This is a genomic window from Photorhabdus kayaii (assembly GCF_025384895.1).
Classification (GTDB): Bacteria; Pseudomonadota; Gammaproteobacteria; order Enterobacterales; family Enterobacteriaceae; genus Photorhabdus; species Photorhabdus kayaii.
Map to the genome: position 1 here is coordinate 44656 of NZ_JAJAFZ010000009.1, position 19642 is coordinate 64297.

General features: G+C 42.8%; 18 protein-coding genes. 10 read left to right on the plus strand and 8 right to left on the minus strand.

What is annotated here, in order from left to right; all coding sequences use genetic code 11:
- Positions 1–53: 53 nt before the first annotated feature.
- The gene (gene bhsA / locus LGZ98_RS05480; RefSeq protein ID WP_113041613.1) at positions 54–305 is read right to left on the minus strand and encodes a multiple stress resistance protein BhsA; all 252 of its coding nucleotides are present in this window, start codon (positions 303–305) and stop codon (positions 54–56) included.
- Positions 306–579: 274 nt separating this feature from the next.
- On the opposite strand from bhsA, the gene LGZ98_RS05485 reads away from it, so the two are divergent.
- Positions 580–894 (plus strand): GIY-YIG nuclease family protein, encoded by a 315-nt coding sequence (locus tag LGZ98_RS05485; RefSeq protein ID WP_113041614.1) that lies wholly within the window; start codon positions 580–582, stop codon positions 892–894.
- On the opposite strand, the gene LGZ98_RS05490 is transcribed toward LGZ98_RS05485, so the two are convergent.
- Together LGZ98_RS05490 and LGZ98_RS05495 are read right to left on the minus strand one after the other, a co-directional pair.
- Positions 863–1366 (minus strand): GNAT family N-acetyltransferase, encoded by a 504-nt coding sequence (locus LGZ98_RS05490; protein ID WP_228899432.1) that lies wholly within the window; start codon positions 1364–1366, stop codon positions 863–865. The genes LGZ98_RS05485 and LGZ98_RS05490 overlap by 32 nt on opposite strands.
- Positions 1360–1656, minus strand: a complete 297-nt coding sequence (locus LGZ98_RS05495) for a hypothetical protein (protein WP_112894248.1) — start codon at positions 1654–1656, stop codon at positions 1360–1362. Before LGZ98_RS05495 ends, LGZ98_RS05490 begins: the two co-directional genes overlap by 7 nt.
- Positions 1657–2277: 621 nt before the next feature.
- Here LGZ98_RS05495 and LGZ98_RS05500 point away from each other — a divergent pair.
- The 7 genes from LGZ98_RS05500 to LGZ98_RS05530 all read left to right on the plus strand — a co-directional run bounded on the left by LGZ98_RS05500 (position 2278) and on the right by LGZ98_RS05530 (position 12461).
- A complete protein-coding gene (locus LGZ98_RS05500) occupies positions 2278–3222 on the plus strand; it encodes a prenyltransferase (RefSeq protein WP_113041616.1) in 945 nt (314 codons plus the stop codon).
- Positions 3223–3242: 20 nt separating this feature from the next.
- Positions 3243–5768 carry a hydroxymethylglutaryl-coenzyme A reductase family protein gene (locus LGZ98_RS05505; RefSeq protein WP_228899438.1) on the plus strand — a complete coding sequence of 842 codons (2526 nt, stop codon included), beginning with the start codon at positions 3243–3245 and terminating at the stop codon, positions 5766–5768.
- Between the two features lie 165 nt (positions 5769–5933).
- Positions 5934–8678: a phosphoenolpyruvate synthase gene (locus LGZ98_RS05510; protein WP_229015572.1), complete on the plus strand. Its 2745-nt coding sequence runs from the start codon at positions 5934–5936 to the stop codon at positions 8676–8678.
- Entirely contained in the window at positions 8671–9726 is a 1056-nt protein-coding gene (locus tag LGZ98_RS05515; protein ID WP_262977806.1) for a hypothetical protein, read from the plus strand. Before LGZ98_RS05510 ends, LGZ98_RS05515 begins: the two co-directional genes overlap by 8 nt.
- A complete protein-coding gene (locus LGZ98_RS05520) occupies positions 9723–11309 on the plus strand; it encodes a fatty acid CoA ligase family protein (protein WP_113041620.1) in 1587 nt (528 codons plus the stop codon). Before LGZ98_RS05515 ends, LGZ98_RS05520 begins: the two co-directional genes overlap by 4 nt.
- Positions 11306–11929 carry a CDP-alcohol phosphatidyltransferase family protein gene (locus LGZ98_RS05525; protein WP_113041621.1) on the plus strand — a complete coding sequence of 208 codons (624 nt, stop codon included), beginning with the start codon at positions 11306–11308 and terminating at the stop codon, positions 11927–11929. The genes LGZ98_RS05520 and LGZ98_RS05525 overlap by 4 nt, the downstream gene beginning before the upstream one ends.
- Positions 11919–12461, plus strand: a complete 543-nt coding sequence (locus tag LGZ98_RS05530) for a CDP-archaeol synthase (protein WP_113041622.1) — start codon at positions 11919–11921, stop codon at positions 12459–12461. The genes LGZ98_RS05525 and LGZ98_RS05530 overlap by 11 nt, the downstream gene beginning before the upstream one ends.
- Before the next feature lie 109 nt (positions 12462–12570).
- Here LGZ98_RS05530 and LGZ98_RS05535 read toward each other — a convergent pair whose 3' ends face one another.
- From LGZ98_RS05535 to LGZ98_RS05555, 5 genes are all read right to left on the minus strand, one after another.
- Positions 12571–12858, minus strand: a complete 288-nt coding sequence (locus tag LGZ98_RS05535; protein ID WP_113041623.1) for a helix-turn-helix domain-containing protein — start codon at positions 12856–12858, stop codon at positions 12571–12573.
- Complete coding sequence (locus tag LGZ98_RS05540; protein ID WP_021323323.1) at positions 12851–13168, minus strand: type II toxin-antitoxin system RelE/ParE family toxin; 318 nt, start codon at positions 13166–13168, stop codon at positions 12851–12853. Before LGZ98_RS05540 ends, LGZ98_RS05535 begins: the two co-directional genes overlap by 8 nt.
- A 446-nt stretch (positions 13169–13614) precedes the next feature.
- The gene (locus LGZ98_RS05545; protein WP_262977807.1) at positions 13615–14760 is read right to left on the minus strand and encodes an ABC transporter permease; all 1146 of its coding nucleotides are present in this window, start codon (positions 14758–14760) and stop codon (positions 13615–13617) included.
- A complete protein-coding gene (locus LGZ98_RS05550) occupies positions 14760–15905 on the minus strand; it encodes an ABC transporter permease (protein WP_228899468.1) in 1146 nt (381 codons plus the stop codon). The genes LGZ98_RS05545 and LGZ98_RS05550 overlap by 1 nt, the downstream gene beginning before the upstream one ends.
- A 7-nt stretch (positions 15906–15912) precedes the next feature.
- Entirely contained in the window at positions 15913–16884 is a 972-nt protein-coding gene (locus tag LGZ98_RS05555; protein WP_113041627.1) for an HlyD family secretion protein, read from the minus strand.
- A gap of 237 nt (positions 16885–17121) precedes the next feature.
- On the opposite strand from LGZ98_RS05555, the gene LGZ98_RS05560 reads away from it, so the two are divergent.
- On the plus strand, positions 17122–18825 hold the full coding sequence (locus LGZ98_RS05560; protein ID WP_113041628.1) for a sensor histidine kinase: 1704 nt from the start codon (positions 17122–17124) through the stop codon (positions 18823–18825).
- Positions 18822–19538, plus strand: coding sequence for a two-component system response regulator BtsR (gene btsR / locus LGZ98_RS05565; protein WP_112894262.1), 717 nt, complete (start codon positions 18822–18824; stop codon positions 19536–19538). The genes LGZ98_RS05560 and btsR overlap by 4 nt, the downstream gene beginning before the upstream one ends.
- Positions 19539–19642: the final 104 nt, after the last annotated feature.

Genomic DNA, 19642 nt, shown 5'->3' on the forward strand with positions numbered 1-19642 from the left:
GCGTGTTCTGATATCTCCTGACAGGGACAGGGTTCAGTATGCTCTACTATAAATTAGTTATAGATCTCAGCAACACCTGATAATTGATTCTTACCGCTGGCAGAGACAATGCGGAAAGAAGATGCGCCTGCTTTGTCAGCTTTTTTGGACAATTCGGTACTTAGGGTTTCCAAAGTATCAGCCCCTGTTACAGAAACTACACCAATTTTAGGGGAAGAAGAAGTTTGAACTTCTGTTGCCGCCATACTACCAAAAGAGATAGCACTTAAAGCTAAAGCAACAGCGATATATTTTACGTTTTTCATATTATGATCCTTGATCAATTTTTAGTGGAATGAGTTACTCTCTGTGATGTGGATCATAGTATGCTCTAAAGGCCGGAATAAAAATTAGCAATTATTGCTATTCTATTTCAATTTTTTTGAATAAACAATGCGACGTATAGCAAATTGATATGTAACAGGTTTTATAAAACTGTTATATTGTAATAACTTAAACTAAATTATTCAGAAAAATGATATAGAAAAATGTTCGAGTAAAATATAAATATCAAAAATAGAAAACTCAGAAAAAAATTATATGGCTGAAAATCAATGGGTTCTTTACTTACTGAAAACAAAATCAGGAATGCTTTATACCGGGATAACAACAAATATTCACCGCCGTTTTGCACAACATAAAAACGGGAAAGGAGCCAAATCACTGAGGGGGAAAGGACCGTTACAGCTAGTTTTCAGTAGTCATGCCGGAGACCGCTCCAATGCCTCACAGCTGGAATATCAAGTAAAACAATTAAGTAAACAGCAAAAAGAGAGGCTGGTTATTTGCCAGCCCGTCTGTATAGCAGAATATTTAGCATCAATTAAAAACGGTCAAAGTATGGGGAGTAAGTAACCAACCCCTTATGGTCAGCCAAAGAACTATCAGCTAATTCATATACCTGAAAATAAGATTCACACGTTGACCACTGGCAATGCAACTGATGCTCACTGGCAAGCGTAAAACCAAACCGGCGATAGTAGTGTGGATCACCTAAAACAACGACGACACCATAACCAAATTCATTCAGGCTATCCAAACCTTCATACACCAGCTTTTCACCAATCCCCTGCCGACGATATTCTTCAACAACCGCTAACGGCGCCAGACCAACCCATTGGTGATCTTCACCATTAATATCCACCGGACTAAAAGCCACGTAACCGATTACCTGGCCTTCGTCATCAGTAGCAACCACCCCTAACGTCAATAATCCATCTTCCCGCAATTGTTGGACCAATTCCGCTTCTGCCGGGGTATCAAAAGATTTCCGTAATAACTGATCTATTCCCGCTGCATCTACAGGAATTTCTACTCTGATCAACATGATAATCGCGCAAGATCGTGCTGATCCACGCCCTCCGGCAAACTCGCTTCTATACACTCAGCCAATTGGAACAAACCCGCACAAAGAACAGCAAGCATGAACTTCAACGCTATCGTATCTACCAAATTTTTAACACACAACCCTAATTCTGTACGAATAACTATTAGAACCAGATAATTGGCTTCGTCGCTGAAACTAACCTCTTCCTGCTTATACTGGTTGACAACTAAATGACTATCACGGACAGTAATAAACCAGTGCAGAGTAAGATTGTGGATTTTTCCTAACACAGCTCAGACTCCTTACTTGATAAAGTAACGTAGCTATCTAGCCAAAATATATCGGCATTCGCCCGATCCTACATCAAGAATCCAATACAGACCTAACTGTAAATTTTACCTTTTAACTATGAGGGTAATATCTGACTATAAACTGCGCTAAATCAAAACATCCCACCACTAATTCAATTACAATTACTAATCATTCATTACTTTATTCCGGTATTTTATATGTAGTAACTTTGCCCCCACAAAAAATTTATTTACGGAACAAAGTTGTCGTCGATAACGGAGAAGAACTTATCTATATCTGTCTGAAATATGATATTAAAGTCCATGATTCCTTAATCCCAATGGAAACAAAAGCATCTCATAAACATACAGTTATAGAAAAAAATGTAAACATAAGTTGCATGATGAAATTAAAATTTACACATACTGATTATAGCCGATTGCAAACTTTTGGCTTAATGTATGGCATCAGTCCATATGTATTTCTTAAATTATTGAGAGAGATAATGCTAAAAAGCACGCATCGGATTTATTAAGATTTGCTTCTGGATTGATTATCCTTGGGCTGAATTGTCACAAACGTATATAGTTTAATCCTTATACAATAAATAGGAACGGTGTATGGAAAGCCAAGATATTTATTCAAAATTCATTGGTAAGAGGATAAAGCTATGGATGGATGAGCGTTTCCCGCTACAAAATGCGCCGCTTTTCTTTATCTTTTATATCATCAGCTATTCCGTAGCTTTTTATTCAATAGGGGAAAAGCCAGTTTTGACATGGGAGATCCTTCTCGGTTGCCTGATGTCCTTCTCCTATTTTTTACTATTACGGATATTCGATGAGCATAAAGATTACCAACTGGATTGTGAACATCATCCACAACGGATTTTACAACGCGGTATTATTACGCTGAAAAATCTACGGGTACTTGGTATCTGTTGTATCGCATTACAATTAGGTGGAAGTCTATTTCTAGATCGGGGAATTGGCTCAGTTACTTTTGCCTGGCTGTTAGTCTTTATCTGGACCTGTCTTATGGGGAAAGAATTCTTTATCGGTGAATGGCTAAACCAACACCTTACTTGGTATGCCATTTCCCATATGCTGGTAATGCCACTCATTATCTGGTGGTTAGGCAATATCGCCAGTCCTAACCTCACATTCACTTTTCCAATATGGGTTTTAATGGGGTTGTGCTTCTTTTCTGGATTCAGTTTTGAAATTACACGCAAGTGCAAAGGCCCAGATGAAGAACGTCTGGAAATACCGACCTATTCATCTATTTTCGGCAGAAAAGGAGCCGTTGCTATTATCGCGGCATTACTCACTGTAATGTTGGCGTTACAGATTTGGCTAATCAATATCACCACTGATGGTATAGCGTTATGGGCGTTAATTATCTTGGTCGTTTGTTATGTGTTGTGTCTATGGCAATTAGGCAAATTCCTCTATAGCCCCACCATCAAGAATCGCAAACGCGATGAAGCTGTCGTGGGAATATTCATGGTGCTAGGTTATTCAGTTTGCACTGCTAGCATCTTAATAAAGCTTGGGTTTGCTTAGGCATTAAAGGAAATATAGTTATGTTGCAAAAGAATATCCCATCATATGTAAGTGATGCATCAGATAATACCACTGATCACATAGAAAACTGTGCGCGAGGTTCTATTCTAGAATTGTCACGTGACATATTCAGCATCAAAAAACACCAAGGAACATCTACCGTCCGTACAGATACAACCCAAGTAAAACTATTGCCCCGCCGCCACCTCTACACCTACACCGAGGAAGCGCGACAAAAGCGTCTGGATTATTTGGCAAAACATACCGGGCATGCATTGGAACACGTGGCAGATACTCATCTGGATGCGACCAAACTGACAAAAACCATTGAGGGATTTATTGGTTCAATAGAAATCCCCGTGGGGATCGCCGGCCCTCTCTTGATAAAGGGACAATACGCTCAAGGGGTATATTATGCTCCACTTGCTACCACAGAGGGCGCTTTGATTGCTTCGGTATCCCGTGGTTCTTCCGTTATTACGCAATCAGGGGGGACGACCGCGCGTGTACTCGGTCAACGCATGATACGAGCCCCTCGTTTTGAATTTCATAGCGTCTCGCATAGCATTATGTTCAGTGATTGGATCAAAGAACATATCAGCGAATTACGGTATGAAATAGGACGCCATTCCAAACATGCGCAATTGTTGGAAATAAATCCACATATCATTGGTCGCAGCGTCCATTTGCAATTTATCTACAATACAGCCGCTGCGGCAGGTCAAAATATGACCACCGTTTGCACTTGGTATGCATGTCAATGGATCCAACAGCAATTAGCCAAAATGGCGTTTATACCACTACGTCACTTTATGATCGATGGTAATACATCTAGTGATAAAAAGGTGTCTTATCAACCTTTCATCGAAGGTCGTGGAACTCGTGTAGTGGCTGAGGTTTATTTAGATGCTGAATCCTGTCAGCAAATCTTGCGAGTCACACCACAACAACTTGTCACGGCTTATCATCATGTCTGCGAAGGAGCTATTGCCTCAGGGATGATCGGCATGAATATTAATGCCGCAAATGTAATTGCCGGGATGTTTACCGCTCTAGGGCAGGATATTGCCTGTGTACATGAATCGTCAGTCGCCCACCTGCACATGACATTAACTGCCGATAACCGCGTCTATTGCAGTATTACACTGCCTTCTCTGATCATCGGTACTATCGGTGGCGGAACGTATTTACCACACCAACGTGAATGTCTGAACATGTTGGGCTGCACCGATGAAAATGGCACCGCCCGCCTGGCGGAGATCATCGCCAGCTATTGTCTGGCCCTTGATATTTCAACATTGTCAGCTATTGCTGCGGATGAATTCGCTCAATCACATGAAAGACTTGGCCGCTATCGCCCTGTCACCACTAACAATATCACTGCACACACCCCACAGGAACTTGATCTCTCCTTCTTCCAGCAAGCAGATTTTAACCCTGTGTTACAAGGGGCCCATTTAACCACGATCAATCCTAAATTTTCTGGCGGTGATGAACACAGCATGCTGACGCATCTGAGCTCGAATTATGCGGAACGTTTAATTGGCTTATTTCCTTTTTCCATGACGACATCCGCACAGCATAATTTACCCGTAATGCTGAAACTGAAACCTTTGGGAACAGAGGTCGTCGAGATGGTACTGGATATTGCCAAACACTGCTCTTCCGAGTTGTTTGCCGTTTTCCAAGATTTTGCACATCAGCTTGAATTTAACCAAAGCCATAGCCGTGAGCTGGCTATTATGAATCAGCAAGATCCACGGTTGATGCGCTACATTCCAGTTATCTATGGTGTAATTGAAAACGAAGCAACCGGAACTTATGCCCTGATTGAAGAATTGCTCCACGATATGGTGTTAATGAACAATATTAACCTGGAAACACCTTGGGAGCAGCGCCACCTTGAAGCCGCCATCCGAGGAATAGCCGATATTCACTCTATCTGGTTGGGACGGGAAGAAGAGCTCACGTGGAAATTCTCGCAACTACAAATTCCGAATGCCGATACGGTTTCACAGATGAAGCCCCTGTGGCAAAAACTGGGCAATTTTATCCACCAAACGTTCCCTGAGTTGTTCACTGCCGAAGAACATAAAGATTTCCAGCACTGGGTAGACAATGCCTCCACCTGGTGGAAAGAGATCGAACAGATGCCCAGGACATTGATCCACGGTGATTTCAACCCACGCAATATTGCCTTCCGACAACAGGAAACCGGCTTACATTTATGCGCTTGGGATTGGGAATTGTCTACTTTGCATCTCCCCCAGCGCGACCTGGCAGAACTTCTGGCTTTTAGCTTAGACCCACAAAGTGATGCAGATAAGGTAGCTTATTATATTGAACTACACCGGGTTGAACTTGAGCAAAAATCGGGGATCTCCCTCGATCCAATAATTTGGCATCGTGGCTATGAATTAGCGCTGCATGATTTATGGATGAGAAGGATTCCGCTTTACATGATGGCACACAATGTTGTTGGCTACCCATTTATGGAGCGCACAATGAAAACGCTCCGCTGGCTTATTTCATTAACACGGAATTAATAATCAACCGAATAAACTATTTAATTTACTCTTCCTCTAAAATAAGGGTGCAGCAATAGCTTGTAATACATTCATATCTTATTGATCTATTCACGCCAACAATATTACGTACAAATAAGAGCATGATGTAAGCAAGGTATACTATTGCTGTATTGGTGGAACAATATGAAATATCTCTACACGCAAGATAACGCTATTGCATTGCCGGAACATTCCTTAGGTGGAAAAGCGGCTAATTTATTATGGCTTACGCAAAACGGTTTTCCTGTACCTAATTATTGGGTCATCAGCAGCGAGGTACTTAATAGCCTACTCATCAACGATACGTTTGCAAGCAACATCATAGAGCAGTTGGCTACCGTACCACATGATATCAGCCAGGAAACACTCGACGCTATTGCCGCGCCATTGCGTCAGTGGCTACAGTCGATTCCATTACCTACTAAATTAGAAGAAGAATTAGCTCTCTTGTCAGAGAATCACCCAGATGAATTTTTCGCTGTTCGCTCATCAGCCATTGGTGAGGATGCCGCCAATGCTTCTTTCGCCGGGCAGATGGACAGCTACCTATTTCAGCGGGGTAAATCAGCGCTTGCCAATAGCTTACGTGCCGTGATGGCCTCAGCTTTTAACACGCGTGCATTACAATATCGCCTACACAAACGGCTACCGATGGGCAATATCAGTAGTGCTGTCATCATTCAGAACATGGTTGCCGGTGAGGTTTCCGGTGTCATGTTTACTGCACACCCTGTTACGGGTAGCAGGCAACATTGCCTAATCTCATCCGCCTGGGGCACCGGAGAAGGCGTAGTTTCCGGCGAATGCGATACCGATGAATTTTCAGTTCATCTCACCACACCTGAGATCGAACGTCATATCACACAAAAAGAGACAGCAACTGTTTTCAATACCACCAACGGCAGCGGTACAGTAACAATACCCGTCGCGAAAGAAAAACAGTGGGAACCGACCTTACTCGATAATAAAATCTATGCATTACGAGATATTGGCAAAGAAATTGCAGCAGCTCAAGGGTGTCCACAAGATATCGAATGGACGATTCAAAACCATCAAATCTTTATTCTACAGACCCGGCCAATAACCCGATTGCCACGTCTGGACGATAAAAGCGAACGTCATATTATTTTCGATAATTCCAATATTCAGGAATCTTATTGTGGAATAACAACACCACTGACTTTCTCTTTTGCCCGGGCAGGTTATGCCACCGTTTATGAACAGACAATACGTGCTTTAGGTTGCTCAGATAAACAGGTTAATCAGCATCGTTCTATGCTGGAAAATATGCTCGGCTTAGTTAAAGGTAGGATCTATTACAACATCAACAATTGGTACAAAGGACTCCTATTACTTCCCGCTTTCCAAACCAATAAAAAAGATATGGAAAGAATGATGGGGCTAGAAGATCCGGTTGATTTTATTGAAGATCAAGCACTTTCGCTGGGCGATAAAATAAAAAAACTGCCAAAGATGGGATGGGCGCTTCTGCGCCTGCTATATGCTTTCAGAACGATGGATCAGCGGGTAGAACTATTTTTAGAACAGTTTAAATGGCATGCCGCCGCTATAAAACAAGCAGAGCTGCATACTTGCAACAGCGGCCAACTGATCGAAAAATTAAAATATCTGGATGAACATCTGCTACGACGCTGGACGACACCGATCTTAAACGATTTCTACGTGATGATGTTTAATGGCCGTGTACATCGGGGGCTAATTGCTGCCGGTATTGAAAACTCATCTGCATTATTAGGTGATCTTCTTTCTGGGGATGAAGATATCGAAAGTACCCAGCCGACCAAAGTGCTGTTAAAAATGTGCCAATATGCACGCCAGCACTCTGAGTTATGCAGCCTATTGATCCACGGTGATGCTCGTACCCTGTTGACCCAAGTACACCAACTCGATGAATCATTCCACCAGCAGTGCATTGATTATATTAAAAAATATGGCGATCGCACGATGGGTGAATTGAAGCTGGAAACCATCACACTAAAACAAGATCCCAGTTTTTTATTTCTGATACTAAAAAACTACCTTGCTATCGATACCCTCACACCAGAGACGTTATCCAGCCGGGAAAGAAAATTGCGTACTCAAGCCGAAAATACCGCATTTCAGCAAATACAGGAACGACTCGGTTCCAAGCGGATGAACGCCTTCAAAAAGAATTTGCAAAAATTGCGTCAAGCAATACGCCACCGGGAAAATATGCGCTTCACCCGAACTCGCATGTTCGGGCTGTATCGAGATATCTTCCTACAACTTGGTCAGGCATATGCCTTAGAAGGGATACTCGCTGAACCCCGCGATATTTTTTATCTCACGTTAGAGGAGATCTACAGCGGCTACGAAGGAACAGCAATACAGACCCAACTTAAGCCTTTAGTTGCTATGCGCAAGCAAGAATATGCCAACTACGAAACAGAGGATGAACCAGCTCATCACTTTTTCATTAGAGGTTCACTGTATCAGCAGCAAGATTACAGCTATCCCTATCAGGAAAAACAGGCCCCTACTGATAGCAGCGTGCTACAAGGCATAGGTTGCTACCCAGGGCAAGTTGAAACAACTATCCGATTAATTAAAAACCCACAAGATGAAATGTCGCTGGCAGGGCAGATCCTGTGTACTGTACGCACCGATCCCGGTTGGGCACCGTTATTCCCTACAGCAGGTGGATTACTAATCGAACGCGGTTCCACACTTTCACATTCCGCCGTTGTTGCTCGTGAACTGGGGATCCCCGCCATCGTCGGCATTCCCGCCGTCACACAAATTTTGAAAGATGGCGATCGGGTAAACATGGATGGAGCAACTGGGACTGTTGTCCGCTTGCACGACACCACTGTAGAAGAGCTGACATCAAGGAGTGAACATGTCTAATATCTTCATAGGAGAATGGTCTCCAGCCAATCCACTACCTGAAGGTTTTCTTGACCTTCCCCCCAGTATTTATCGCGATTGGCCGCTATGGCCTGGTGAAGACCGGGAAAAAGTACAACAGCAATTCAGCCTGAAGAATTCTTGGTTTAATCACAGTAAAGCCTGGATTGGCTGCATTCCAGGGAAAGCCCGTCTTGTCGGCTTTTTAGTACCTCATAGAGTTGATGGCCGATCTGCCGCATTTTTTGGCTTTTGGGAAACTGATAACGACATAGCAAGCAACACCATGTTGTTTAGCGCTCTAGAACAATGGGCCAAGGAAAATGGTGCGTGCAATCTCTACGGGCCGATTAACTTTTCAACTTTCGGACACTACCGCGTTCGACTTGATCATTTTGATGTGCCTCCCTTTGAACATGAGCCTTATAACCCTCCTTACTATCACCTTTTGTTGAAAGAATTAGGGTTTGATATCCGTTATCGCTATACCTCGATATTCGACGATACCCAAGCAATAGAAGGCAACTTTCGGCAGGCTCATCAACGCGCACAAAGACTTCCTGATGTTCCAGCGACATTATTGCCGCTAACGCCTGAATTATGGATGCAAGAGCAAGTTAAACTCTATTCTTTTATCGACTCGGTGTTTGGTGAGAATTTCGCTTATACCACCCCGTCTTGGGCCACATTTCAGCAGCATTGTGGTAAGGAGTTTATCAAACCTTTTTGCCATTACCCTGCGTCATTTCTGGCTAAAACTCCTAGTGGCGAAATTGCCGGGATAATTTTGAGTCTGTCAGTCCTGCAAAAAGGTCAGCCCGCTATCGGGTTGCTGAAAACCGTGGCAGTCGCACCGCAATACCGGCGCAGTCGGCTGTACAACACGCTATACCACTCATTTGAACAGAGTGCCAGACGTATTCACCCTCGTCTAGGAGGGGCCATGATGCGTGAAGATAATACATCGCTCAAAACCGCAAAACGGCTTTTCAATACACCTGCTGCCACCAAGCATCAATATGCGCTTTATTACAGGGGGATCGCATGACAAATATTTGTCAACCAATTGTCGATGCAGCCCAAAAACATCCTGAGCATTTAGCCCTGCAAACGCCACATTCACGGGATCATAGTAACGGTTTAAGCTTTCAGGAGTTTTTTTCTCACGCCTCCCATTTCCAGTATCAGTTAACTCAAGCTGGGTTCGTCGCTGGCGATCGCTTGTTAGTGATTATCCAACCAAGCTTAGTACTTTATCCATTGCTTATCGCCATTCTGGGGCTAGGACTAGTTCCCGTTATGCTTGAGCGCGGGCTTGCCAAAAAGCAACTGAGGGAGATACTACGCCACAGTAAATTATCGGCGGTGATCACTCAACCTACATTAGGAAAATTCTGGTTTCTGATCCCTGAACTGTGGCGACTGCGACGTTTTGTCATCGGACAACGTATCTTGGGCATGAAAGTGCTGGAAACACCCAATCAACATTTACCACTGAGTAGCTTTATCTGCCGAGATTTACCGTCGGATACAACTGGGTTAATTACCTTTACCTCGGGTTCTACCGGCACACCCAAAGGCGCAAACCGCACTCATGACAGCTTGCTAGCACAACTTTATGCCATAACAGCACTTTTTATCGAAGGGAAGAATGAGATAGATCTACACAGTTTCCCCGTTATGGTGCTGCACTCATTATGCTGCGGCAACAGCAGTATTCTGCCTGATTTTGACTTTGCCCATCCCGCAACTGTCGATCCGCAGAAGATCGTCAAGCAAGTGCAAGACAAAAGTGTTACATGCCTCAGTGGTGCTCCCGCCTATATGAACAAAGTCACCGGTTATGCTAAGAGCAAAGGGTTGTCATTCCCCAACGTGCGAACAGTCATCGTAGGTGGTGCGCCTGCTAACAAGGCTCTGCTTGAAAACTGCCTGACCGTCTTTCCATATGCTCGGCATTTAGTGGTCTATGGTTCCACCGAGGTTGAACCGATCAGTACCGTCGAAATGACGACTCAATTAAACCACTGGGCAACTCATGATGGTTATCTGGTCGGAAAACCGGTTACACAAGCAGAAATATGTATCCGGGAAATAACGGCTAACCCCCAACAAATTACCCCACTAGCTGCCGGTAATGTCGGTGAAATCTTGGTTGCCGGGCCTCATGTGCTCAAAGACTATATTGATAATCCTCAAGCAACGAAAAAAAACAAACTCCCACGTAAACAGGGAGGCATTTGGCACTGTACCGGTGACATCGGCTATCTGGATACGACAGGACAGCTCTGGCTACTTGGGCGGGTAAAAGACAAAGTGGTGTTAGATGATGGTCATATCATCCATCCCTACGTACTGGAAAAAAGGATCAATGAACTGCCAGGGGTCACTCAAAGCGCATTCGTGTTACATCCTTTAGGTGGAGCCGCCCTGATACTGGAAAGTGCCACACTACCGACAGATTTACCCGCTATTTTAGACGAGCTGGATCTCACGCAGGTTACTCGTATTTATTGTGCTAATCCTATCCCTGTTGACATTCGTCATAACAGCAAAATAAACCGCATCGCGCTGATCAATATGCTCGGTAAAGGCCAATTATCTTCCGTTCCACACAAGGAAAAATTATGAATAATAATCATTTCATCATTCATCTAAACAAAGCAGACTATATTACTATCGTTGGGGCGGTCTTTAGCGCGCTTGCCGTCGCAGCCGCATTACAACATTGGTATTACTTAGCTATTGCGTTTTTGTATCTTGCCATGCTTGGCGATGCGCTTGATGGCATGCTAGCCAGACACTTAAATATTGCGCGCCCATTCGGTCGTTATCTTGATGGATTTATGGATCAACTTATTTACTTGATCTCTCCAGCCATTATCCTCTACCTTTCCGGTTATCAATCTTGGTATTCCCTGTTTATTATCTTAATGATCATTAGCGGTTGCCTGAGATTATCCGTATTTAATGAAGTCGGAAATATTCAGGATGAAGATCGACTCTCCTACCTTGGTATGCCGGTATTCTGGAGCTTATTTATTGTCAGTGGTTACGCTTTGGTAGGTTTGGTGGCAACGCCGGGGCTGACCCATCTTTTACTGACATTAGCGCTTCTTGCATTCAGTATCGCCATGCTATGGGATCGCCCGTTTTATAAGTTCAAACATCTCAGTACTATCGTCAGTACAACACTTGCAGGGTTTGTTTTATTTACAGGTCTTCATTTCTGGAGTTTTTATGCTCAATAGTTTTTATCACGCGGGGATTTTACTTATCCCCGTTATCCTTGGTGGTTGTTTACATATGGTGATTGTGACGAAAAATTATTTTTCCTGCTGGGCTATTCCAATACATCAACGTTATTTCGGTCGCAACAAGACCTGGCGCGGTTTTATTGTTGTACCCATTATTACCGCGCTATTTTCACCGCTGTGGTTAATACTCTGTACCGAAACACAGGACACCATTATTCCACGGACGATTGGATCCTGCTTATTTACCGGGTTCCTAGCGGGTTTAGGTTACGTTCTTTTCGAATTGCCAAACTCCTGGTTGAAAAGGAGACTCGGCGCCCCACCGGGACAACATCCGAAGCAAAATAAGCAGTTGTTTATTTTATTCGATCAACTTGATTCTGCTATTGGTATTACAATGGCCTATTTTATTTGTCTTAATCTTACTTATATTGATGCGTTTTTCATTTTCCTCTGGTTTTTAATCAGCGCTTTTATCGTTAAAAATATGCTGTTTTTACTTTCGCTGAAAAAAACCAGATTCTAGTCAGAAAATTCGATGGAAATACCGCAGCAAAACGGCTTCCTTTAACGGAAGCCTTTTAGAACAAGCAAATCTTAAATATCACCACCAACGGAACACACATTCTGTAGTATTACTTCGCAGTTAAAGATAACTCAACACCACATGCAGCAGCATAACGTTTAAGTGTGTGCCAACTAGCTTTCGTTACATTCTTCTCAATACGGGTAACCGCAGACGGGTTAATTCCCATCCGTTTAGCCACATCTACTTTTTTTAGACCTGCCTTTTCCCGCCATTCAGTGAGCTGTTCTAGCAACTCATATTCTTCTGTGGCCTCAGCATAGGCTTGCAGAGCTTCCGGTGTATTAAGAAGACGTTTTCTCACTTCCGAATGTGAGATAGGAGTTACTTTAGCCATGTGTCATATCCTCCAGTCGTTTCAGCGCTAACTCTATTTCAGGTGGTGGAGTTTTATCTCCTTTTTTCACAAAACATCGTAAGATGTAAATCCGCTTCCCCTTTTGGAACACAAATAGTGTCCTCGCGATGTCTGAACCCGAAGCCCGTAATTCAAATAAACTATCCCGAACGGGTCTTGTTAACGGGTAGCGTAGCCCGTTGCCACGTTGCTCTAACTGGTCCAGTAATCTTGCCATCTTACCCCGAAGCGCACCCGGTAAGTCTTCTACTTCCTCAGCAGCTTCCGGATGATACAAAAGTTCAAACATCTTTCGACCTCCTTCAACTGGGTTGAAATTAACTTATACGTGAAATTTATGCAAACGATAAATTAATTTATAGGGCAAAAGATCGGATTTTCGTACAGAAATCAGCTAAGAATACCGAAACAATCCGTTTTACCAACAATGACTTTGGTATATCACGGATAGTATTTCCATAAGTATTTTCCATCTCATATCGGTGAAATTGACCGTTCCTGACAACACACCAAACTATCATTGGTTCTGTTATATGATTCTGAAAAAACAATACATAGAGAGATATTTAATGGTAAGTACTAATTATTAATGTGATTACCATAACTTAATCTATCCAACTGAATTACATAGATAAAAAATCATAATGAGTATAAAAATAGAACATATATACACCACTCTATCTGGTCATTTTTCTATCGCACTAGAATAAATCACGAATTAGGAAACATAAATCATCACTTAAATACCCTATGCAAATAATAGGTTATTTTCCTGAATTCACCATTACGCACCATACCTATCAAAATTCCTAGCAGGGTATAAACCACACCAAGAACCAGCATCATAGCGATATCTCCCAATACATTCTGTACTGGCAATCCCATCTGGTTAACACCAGCAATCGCTTTTGTTGCCCAAGTAGACGGTAAAACAGAAGAAATTACTCTCACCCAATCAGGCATTGCCTGCACCGGCCAGACTGTGCCGGAAATATAGAACACAGGCGTGGTAAGCAAAGCGATCGTTAAATAGATCATTTCTACACTGCGCATACACTCTGTTACTAATTTCCCTAATCCGAGTACTGCCAACATAAACAGGAACGTCAGCATTAATAGCAAAGGAATAGACGCCTCCTGCCGATATCCCAACACCCACGGCCAAAGCACAAAAAAGATGATGGAAAGAAAAAGCCAAATCGGTAATAGCGCCGACAGCGCTCCCAAATAGACAGGCAATGGTGGTTTACCTTTCGGTGTACCACGTATCGTAATACTGACCCGCACACAAGATATCAATAACGAGTGTTGTAATAACATCACCAACAAACCGGGAAAAACAATTGCGGCAAAACTGACACCAGGGTTAAATAATCCAATAGCTTCACTACGAATCGGCATTAATAATAATTTTGTCTGTTCAGGACTAAAACCATATTTCAATAATAATTTGCTGTTATATTCGTTTAGCAATTGCCGGTGAGCAGAAGTCAATTCTTGTTGAATTTGTCCATTAGCAAGACGACTGGTTGCATCGCCATAAATCGGAAAGGTGATATTTTTTCCATTAAGGATATTTTTCTCCAGATCCGCCGGGATGATGATAATCGCAAAAATTTCACGTAGCAGTAGATCGTGACGAGCACCAGCCAAATTGTCATAGCTATGGACAGCAATTTTAGCCGTAGAATTAAGCTGGCGTATCAAAGCGCGACTAGCAGAGCTGTGATCTTGGTCGATCACAGCAACCGGTAGATCCCATACTGTTGGCCGGACATATACCAAACTCATCATACACAAGGAAACTAGCATCAACATCCACATGGGCTTTTCCAACATTCCCATTAATACCCGGCGAAAAGTTTGCCAATACATCTGCATTATTCATCACCCTGTGGCAAGCCAAGCCGTTTAAATAACCGATTTCGTACTAACAGAAAGCAAACGACCGGATAAATAAGCAATAAAGCACAAACAGATAAAATACCCAGTAAAGAAACCTCACGCAGAAAAATATCAAACATCGCATTTAAAGCATGCGTCAAAGGCTCAATATTGGCAATTATCCGCGCCGGCAATATCATTGATAATTCTGGCACTGACATACCTGAAAAAGTTGTCGCAATACTGACTAGCACTCCGATTAAACTGTAAGCCGTCAGTGTGCTATTAGTGAAAGTAAACAACAACAAGCCAATACTTTGAGCGGCAATGACATAGAAGAAACCCACTATCACCATATATATTGGGTTACCATTCACTTTTGCATCAAATATACCAATCAGAGCCGCCAATTCTACGATTAGCAACAAAGTAAAAAACAGGGTATAAGGTGCTAATTTTCCCAACAACGCGAAAGTAAATGGTTTCATTGTCATCAGTGTCTTGCTGCGTGCCATGCTATAAATCGTGCAGGTTACAACAAAAAGCTGTAACAAATGAATTGTGGCCGCAAACTGCTGATAATAGATGTAACTACCGCTGGCATTAAAAAGGCTATCATAAACGAGCGTGACATTAGCTAATGGAGGTAACTGATGGCCCATTTCCGTCGCTAATATAGAACGGTACTTCGCATTAATCTCTGCCATTAATCCACTGAAATCCTGAATAGAGTAACTTCCAGCACCATAAAACAACGCGTTGTAATACATACGCACGGTTGGCTGGTCACCTCTGAGCGCATTAGCTTCAAAATCGTGCGGGATATAAAGTAAAGAGTAATCCTTAGCACTACCAAGCCGTTCAAGAGATTCATGCAATCCGCCATCATAAGATTTAATCTGCGCATGGGAAGCCGCATCCAGGTTACGTATTAGATGACGTGACAGCGGACTCTGATCATTATCAACCACCGATACTGGCAGATTAAGCAATGTCCCTTCTGAGAAATTAGCGCTGATAAGCACAAATAGCATCAACGGGAATAACCAGCTTAACCAGTGAAAAACTGGACTACGAATCACAGCCCGGATTTCTTGGCTAAAAGCACGCTCGAAACCACGCCATGCAACCTTGCTCCGCATCAGTCACCTACTTATCCCAACGCCACAATGCACTCATACCAGGACGTAAACCTTTAATAGGCTGTAAGGAATACAAGCGCACTTCAAAGGTTCTTAAATCGAAATCACCGGTGGCACGAGTGGCACGTTTAGTCGCGTAATCACCCATTGGTGAGATATAACGAACTTCGGCTTCAATCTCTTTATCACCTAGCGCAGGTATACGAAGTTTGACTTTATCCCCTTTGTGCACCTTTGCCAGAATGTCTTCCCGCAGGTTATAAATAAAATAAGCTTCTGGTACACGGATTAATGTCACTAAGGGGCTATTAGCACTAAATAATTCACCAACTTCTGCCGGAATCGGCCCAACTTCCCCCGCGACAGGTGCTTTGACCTGCAAATCATTACTCTGGGTTTGTAACTCAATCAGTTGCTGTTCAGCCTGACGTAAAGCCGCTGCATATTTCTGACGCAGTTCAATCCTGTCACCATGCATACCTTCATCCAATACCGCTTTTGCACTCTGCATTTTCTGATAGGCAACATCTCTACTTCTGTGAGCATTATCTAGATCGTTCCGTGAAACATAGCCTTTAGATGCTATATTCTGAATACGATCATATTCACGTACCGCGTTATCATATTCGGTCTGAGCTTGTGCCAAACCCGCTTCCAAATTTCGAATACTTTCTTCACGTGTTCCATGAAGAGATTGTTCCAACTGCGCTTTGGCTTGATCACGAGCAGCTTCTAATGAAGCAACCTGGGCCAGTAATTCAGGGCTTTCGAGAGTGATAAGCAACTGGCCTGTTTTAACATCATCTCCTCGTTCAACGTGACGTTTAATCACTCGTCCCTTAGCTTTAGATGCCACAATCACTTCCGGTGCATCAACTTCACCTTGCAACAATAAATATTGGTTATGGGAACGAAATAACACAGCCATTGCTGTGAGCAAAATAACCAGTAAGATCGTAAAAAGTGTTCTTTTTTTCATGATGTCTTACACATCCAAAATTACCCGACTCGAAACTAACGCTATAGCTTCGCATTGTTCTACGGAAAATTTCTTATATGTTTGTGCGTATAATCACTGATAGAAAGGAAAACGCTTTATAATAGTGTCGTGGTTTATGATTCTTGTCAAATATTAACCCACTTAAACTAAACTTTTAATAATATTATTAGCTGTTTCTGTAAACTAATAACATCCATAAATCCTCCCGGAAAGTTTATGTACGAATTTAATCTTGTGTTGTTATTACTACAACAGATGTGTGTTTATTTGGTTATCGCCTGGCTACTAAGTAAAACACCGCTATTTATTCCACTATTACAAGTGACTGTACGTTTACCTCATAAGTTGCTGTGTTATGTTACTTTTTCCATTTTTTGCATTATGGGGACTTATTTTGGTTTGCATATAGGTGATTCCATTGCCAATACCCGTGCTATTGGCGCTGTCCTTGGCGGACTTCTGGGTGGACCCGGTGTCGGCGCACTGGTGGGATTAACCGGTGGGCTGCACCGCTATTCTCTTGGTGGGATGACCGCTTTCAGTTGCATGATATCGACCATTATTGAAGGTTTAATCGGTGGCATTATTCACAGCTATCTGATGAAACGTGGTCAGATAAACCGACTGATTAATCCCTGGACAGCCGCTATCGTCACGTTTTGTGCTGAAATAATACAAATGGGCATTTTACTACTGCTCTCTCGTCCATACAGTGAAGCATTAGCGTTGGTCAAAAATATCGCCGCCCCCATGATCGTCACCAATAGTATCGGCTCAGCAATGTTTATACGTATCCTGCTTGACCGACGCGCGATATTTGAAAAATATACCAGTGCATTTTCTGCCCAGGCACTAAAAATCGCTGTCTATACCGAAGGTATTCTGCGAAAAGGATTTAATGAAAATAACAGTATGAAGGTAGCGAAAGTTATTTATCAACAACTGGAAATAGGCGCAGTGGCTATTACAGATAGAGAAAAACTCCTGGCGTTTATTGGTATCGGTTCAGATCATCACCTCCCTGGAACACCTATTTCTTCAGAACAATCCCGTCGAGCAATTGAAAATAATGAAGTGGTTTATGCCGATGGCAATGAAATACCTTACCGTTGTTCAATCAATCCAACCTGCAAACTCGGTTCCACCTTGGTCATTCCGTTACAGGGAGAAAATCAGCAAGTTATCGGCGCAATCAAACTTTATGAAGCCAAAAACCGTCTGTTCAGCTCAATCAACCGCCCCCTAGGAGAAGGTATTGCCAGTTTGTTATCCGCCCAAATCCTCACAGGGCAGTATGAACGTAACAAACAATCACTACTTCAATCAGAAATTAAGCTGCTTCATGCGCAAGTGAATCCTCACTTTTTATTTAATGCCTTAAATACCCTGCAAGCAGTGATCCGACGGGACAGTTATCAAGCAGGTCAATTAGTACAATATCTCTCAACCTTTTTCCGTAAAAACTTGAAACGGTCAGAAGAGATTGTCACGCTGTCTGATGAAATAGAGCATGTGAATGCTTACTTACAAATTGAGAAGGCGCGTTTCCGTGAGCATCTGCAAATAAATATTGAACTGCCGGAATCTCTGATTCACGCCAAATTACCCGCTTTTTCTCTCCAGCCAATAGTAGAAAATGCGATCAAACACGGCACATCACAGTTATTAGAAACCGGCAGGGTTACTATTCGTGCTCATCAGCAGAATCAATTGTTGATACTGGAAGTGGAAGATAATGCTGGTCTTTATAAATCGGTCTCTATGGGGGATGGACTAGGAAAGAGTCTGGTAGATAAACGGCTACGACTTCGCTATGGTGAAAATTATGGCGTGCAAATAGATTGCCAGCCAGAAAAATTTACCCGCGTAATTTTATACTTGCCACTCATTAAAGAGGCTAATAAAACTGTGTGCATATGAATATATTAATTGTTGATGACGAACCGCTTGCGCGAGAAAACCTACGTTGTTTGCTAGAAGAAGAACATGATATTCAAATTATTGGCGAATGCGCCAATGCCGTTGAAGCCATTGGCGCCATACATCATCTAAAACCCGATGTTGTATTTTTGGATATCCAGATGCCACGTATCACCGGATTGGAAATGGTTGGTATGCTAGATCCAGAGCATCGTCCCTATATTGTTTTCCTGACCGCATTTGATGAATATGCAATACAAGCGTTTGAAGAGCACGCATTTGACTATTTATTAAAACCACTGGAAAAAAACCGTCTAACCAAAACCTTACAACGATTACGGCAAGGGTATCAGAAACAGGATATTTCCACCCTGAAAGCAGAAGAGCCGTTGAAATATATCCCATGCACCGGCCACAGCCGAATCTGGCTTGTGCGGCTGGATGAAATCCTTTATGTCACCTCCCGCCCAAGTGGAGTTTATGTTATGTGTACCAATGGGCAGGAAGGATTTACTGAACTAACACTTCGCACATTAGAAACCCGCACACCAATGATGAGAAATCATCGTCAATATCTGGTCAATATGACCCATCTGCGCGAAATCCTATTTGGTGATCACGGACAGGCCGAACTGATTCTACGCAATGGCAAAACTATCCCCGTCAGCCGCCGTTATTTGAAACCATTGAAAGAGGCACTAGGATTGAAGTAACCGTGACACTCATCATCTTTTCAGCGGGTTAGTCAGTTCTTACTCACCGCTCACCTGCTGAATCTGACCACTTAACCCGCCATACAACCACTCACTTAGACACT

Bases quoted from the DNA above. Each gene is read 5' to 3' on its own strand.
- bhsA (WP_113041613.1), bottom strand. From the start codon at position 305: ATGAAAAACGTAAAATATATCGCTGTTGCTTTAGCTTTAAGTGCTATC.
- LGZ98_RS05485 (WP_113041614.1), top strand. From the start codon at position 580: ATGGCTGAAAATCAATGGGTTCTTTACTTACTGAAAACAAAATCAGGA.
- LGZ98_RS05490 (WP_228899432.1), bottom strand. From the start codon at position 1,366: ATGTTGATCAGAGTAGAAATTCCTGTAGATGCAGCGGGAATAGATCAG.
- LGZ98_RS05500 (WP_113041616.1), top strand. From the start codon at position 2,278: ATGGAAAGCCAAGATATTTATTCAAAATTCATTGGTAAGAGGATAAAG.
- LGZ98_RS05505 (WP_228899438.1), top strand. From the start codon at position 3,243: ATGTTGCAAAAGAATATCCCATCATATGTAAGTGATGCATCAGATAAT.
- LGZ98_RS05510 (WP_229015572.1), top strand. From the start codon at position 5,934: ATGAAATATCTCTACACGCAAGATAACGCTATTGCATTGCCGGAACAT.
- LGZ98_RS05515 (WP_262977806.1), top strand. From the start codon at position 8,671: ATGTCTAATATCTTCATAGGAGAATGGTCTCCAGCCAATCCACTACCT.
- LGZ98_RS05520 (WP_113041620.1), top strand. From the start codon at position 9,723: ATGACAAATATTTGTCAACCAATTGTCGATGCAGCCCAAAAACATCCT.
- LGZ98_RS05525 (WP_113041621.1), top strand. From the start codon at position 11,306: ATGAATAATAATCATTTCATCATTCATCTAAACAAAGCAGACTATATT.
- LGZ98_RS05530 (WP_113041622.1), top strand. From the start codon at position 11,919: ATGCTCAATAGTTTTTATCACGCGGGGATTTTACTTATCCCCGTTATC.
- LGZ98_RS05535 (WP_113041623.1), bottom strand. From the start codon at position 12,858: ATGGCTAAAGTAACTCCTATCTCACATTCGGAAGTGAGAAAACGTCTT.
- LGZ98_RS05540 (WP_021323323.1), bottom strand. From the start codon at position 13,168: ATGTTTGAACTTTTGTATCATCCGGAAGCTGCTGAGGAAGTAGAAGAC.
- LGZ98_RS05545 (WP_262977807.1), bottom strand. From the start codon at position 14,760: ATGCAGATGTATTGGCAAACTTTTCGCCGGGTATTAATGGGAATGTTG.
- LGZ98_RS05550 (WP_228899468.1), bottom strand. From the start codon at position 15,905: ATGCGGAGCAAGGTTGCATGGCGTGGTTTCGAGCGTGCTTTTAGCCAA.
- LGZ98_RS05555 (WP_113041627.1), bottom strand. From the start codon at position 16,884: ATGAAAAAAAGAACACTTTTTACGATCTTACTGGTTATTTTGCTCACA.
- LGZ98_RS05560 (WP_113041628.1), top strand. From the start codon at position 17,122: ATGTACGAATTTAATCTTGTGTTGTTATTACTACAACAGATGTGTGTT.
- btsR (WP_112894262.1), top strand. From the start codon at position 18,822: ATGAATATATTAATTGTTGATGACGAACCGCTTGCGCGAGAAAACCTA.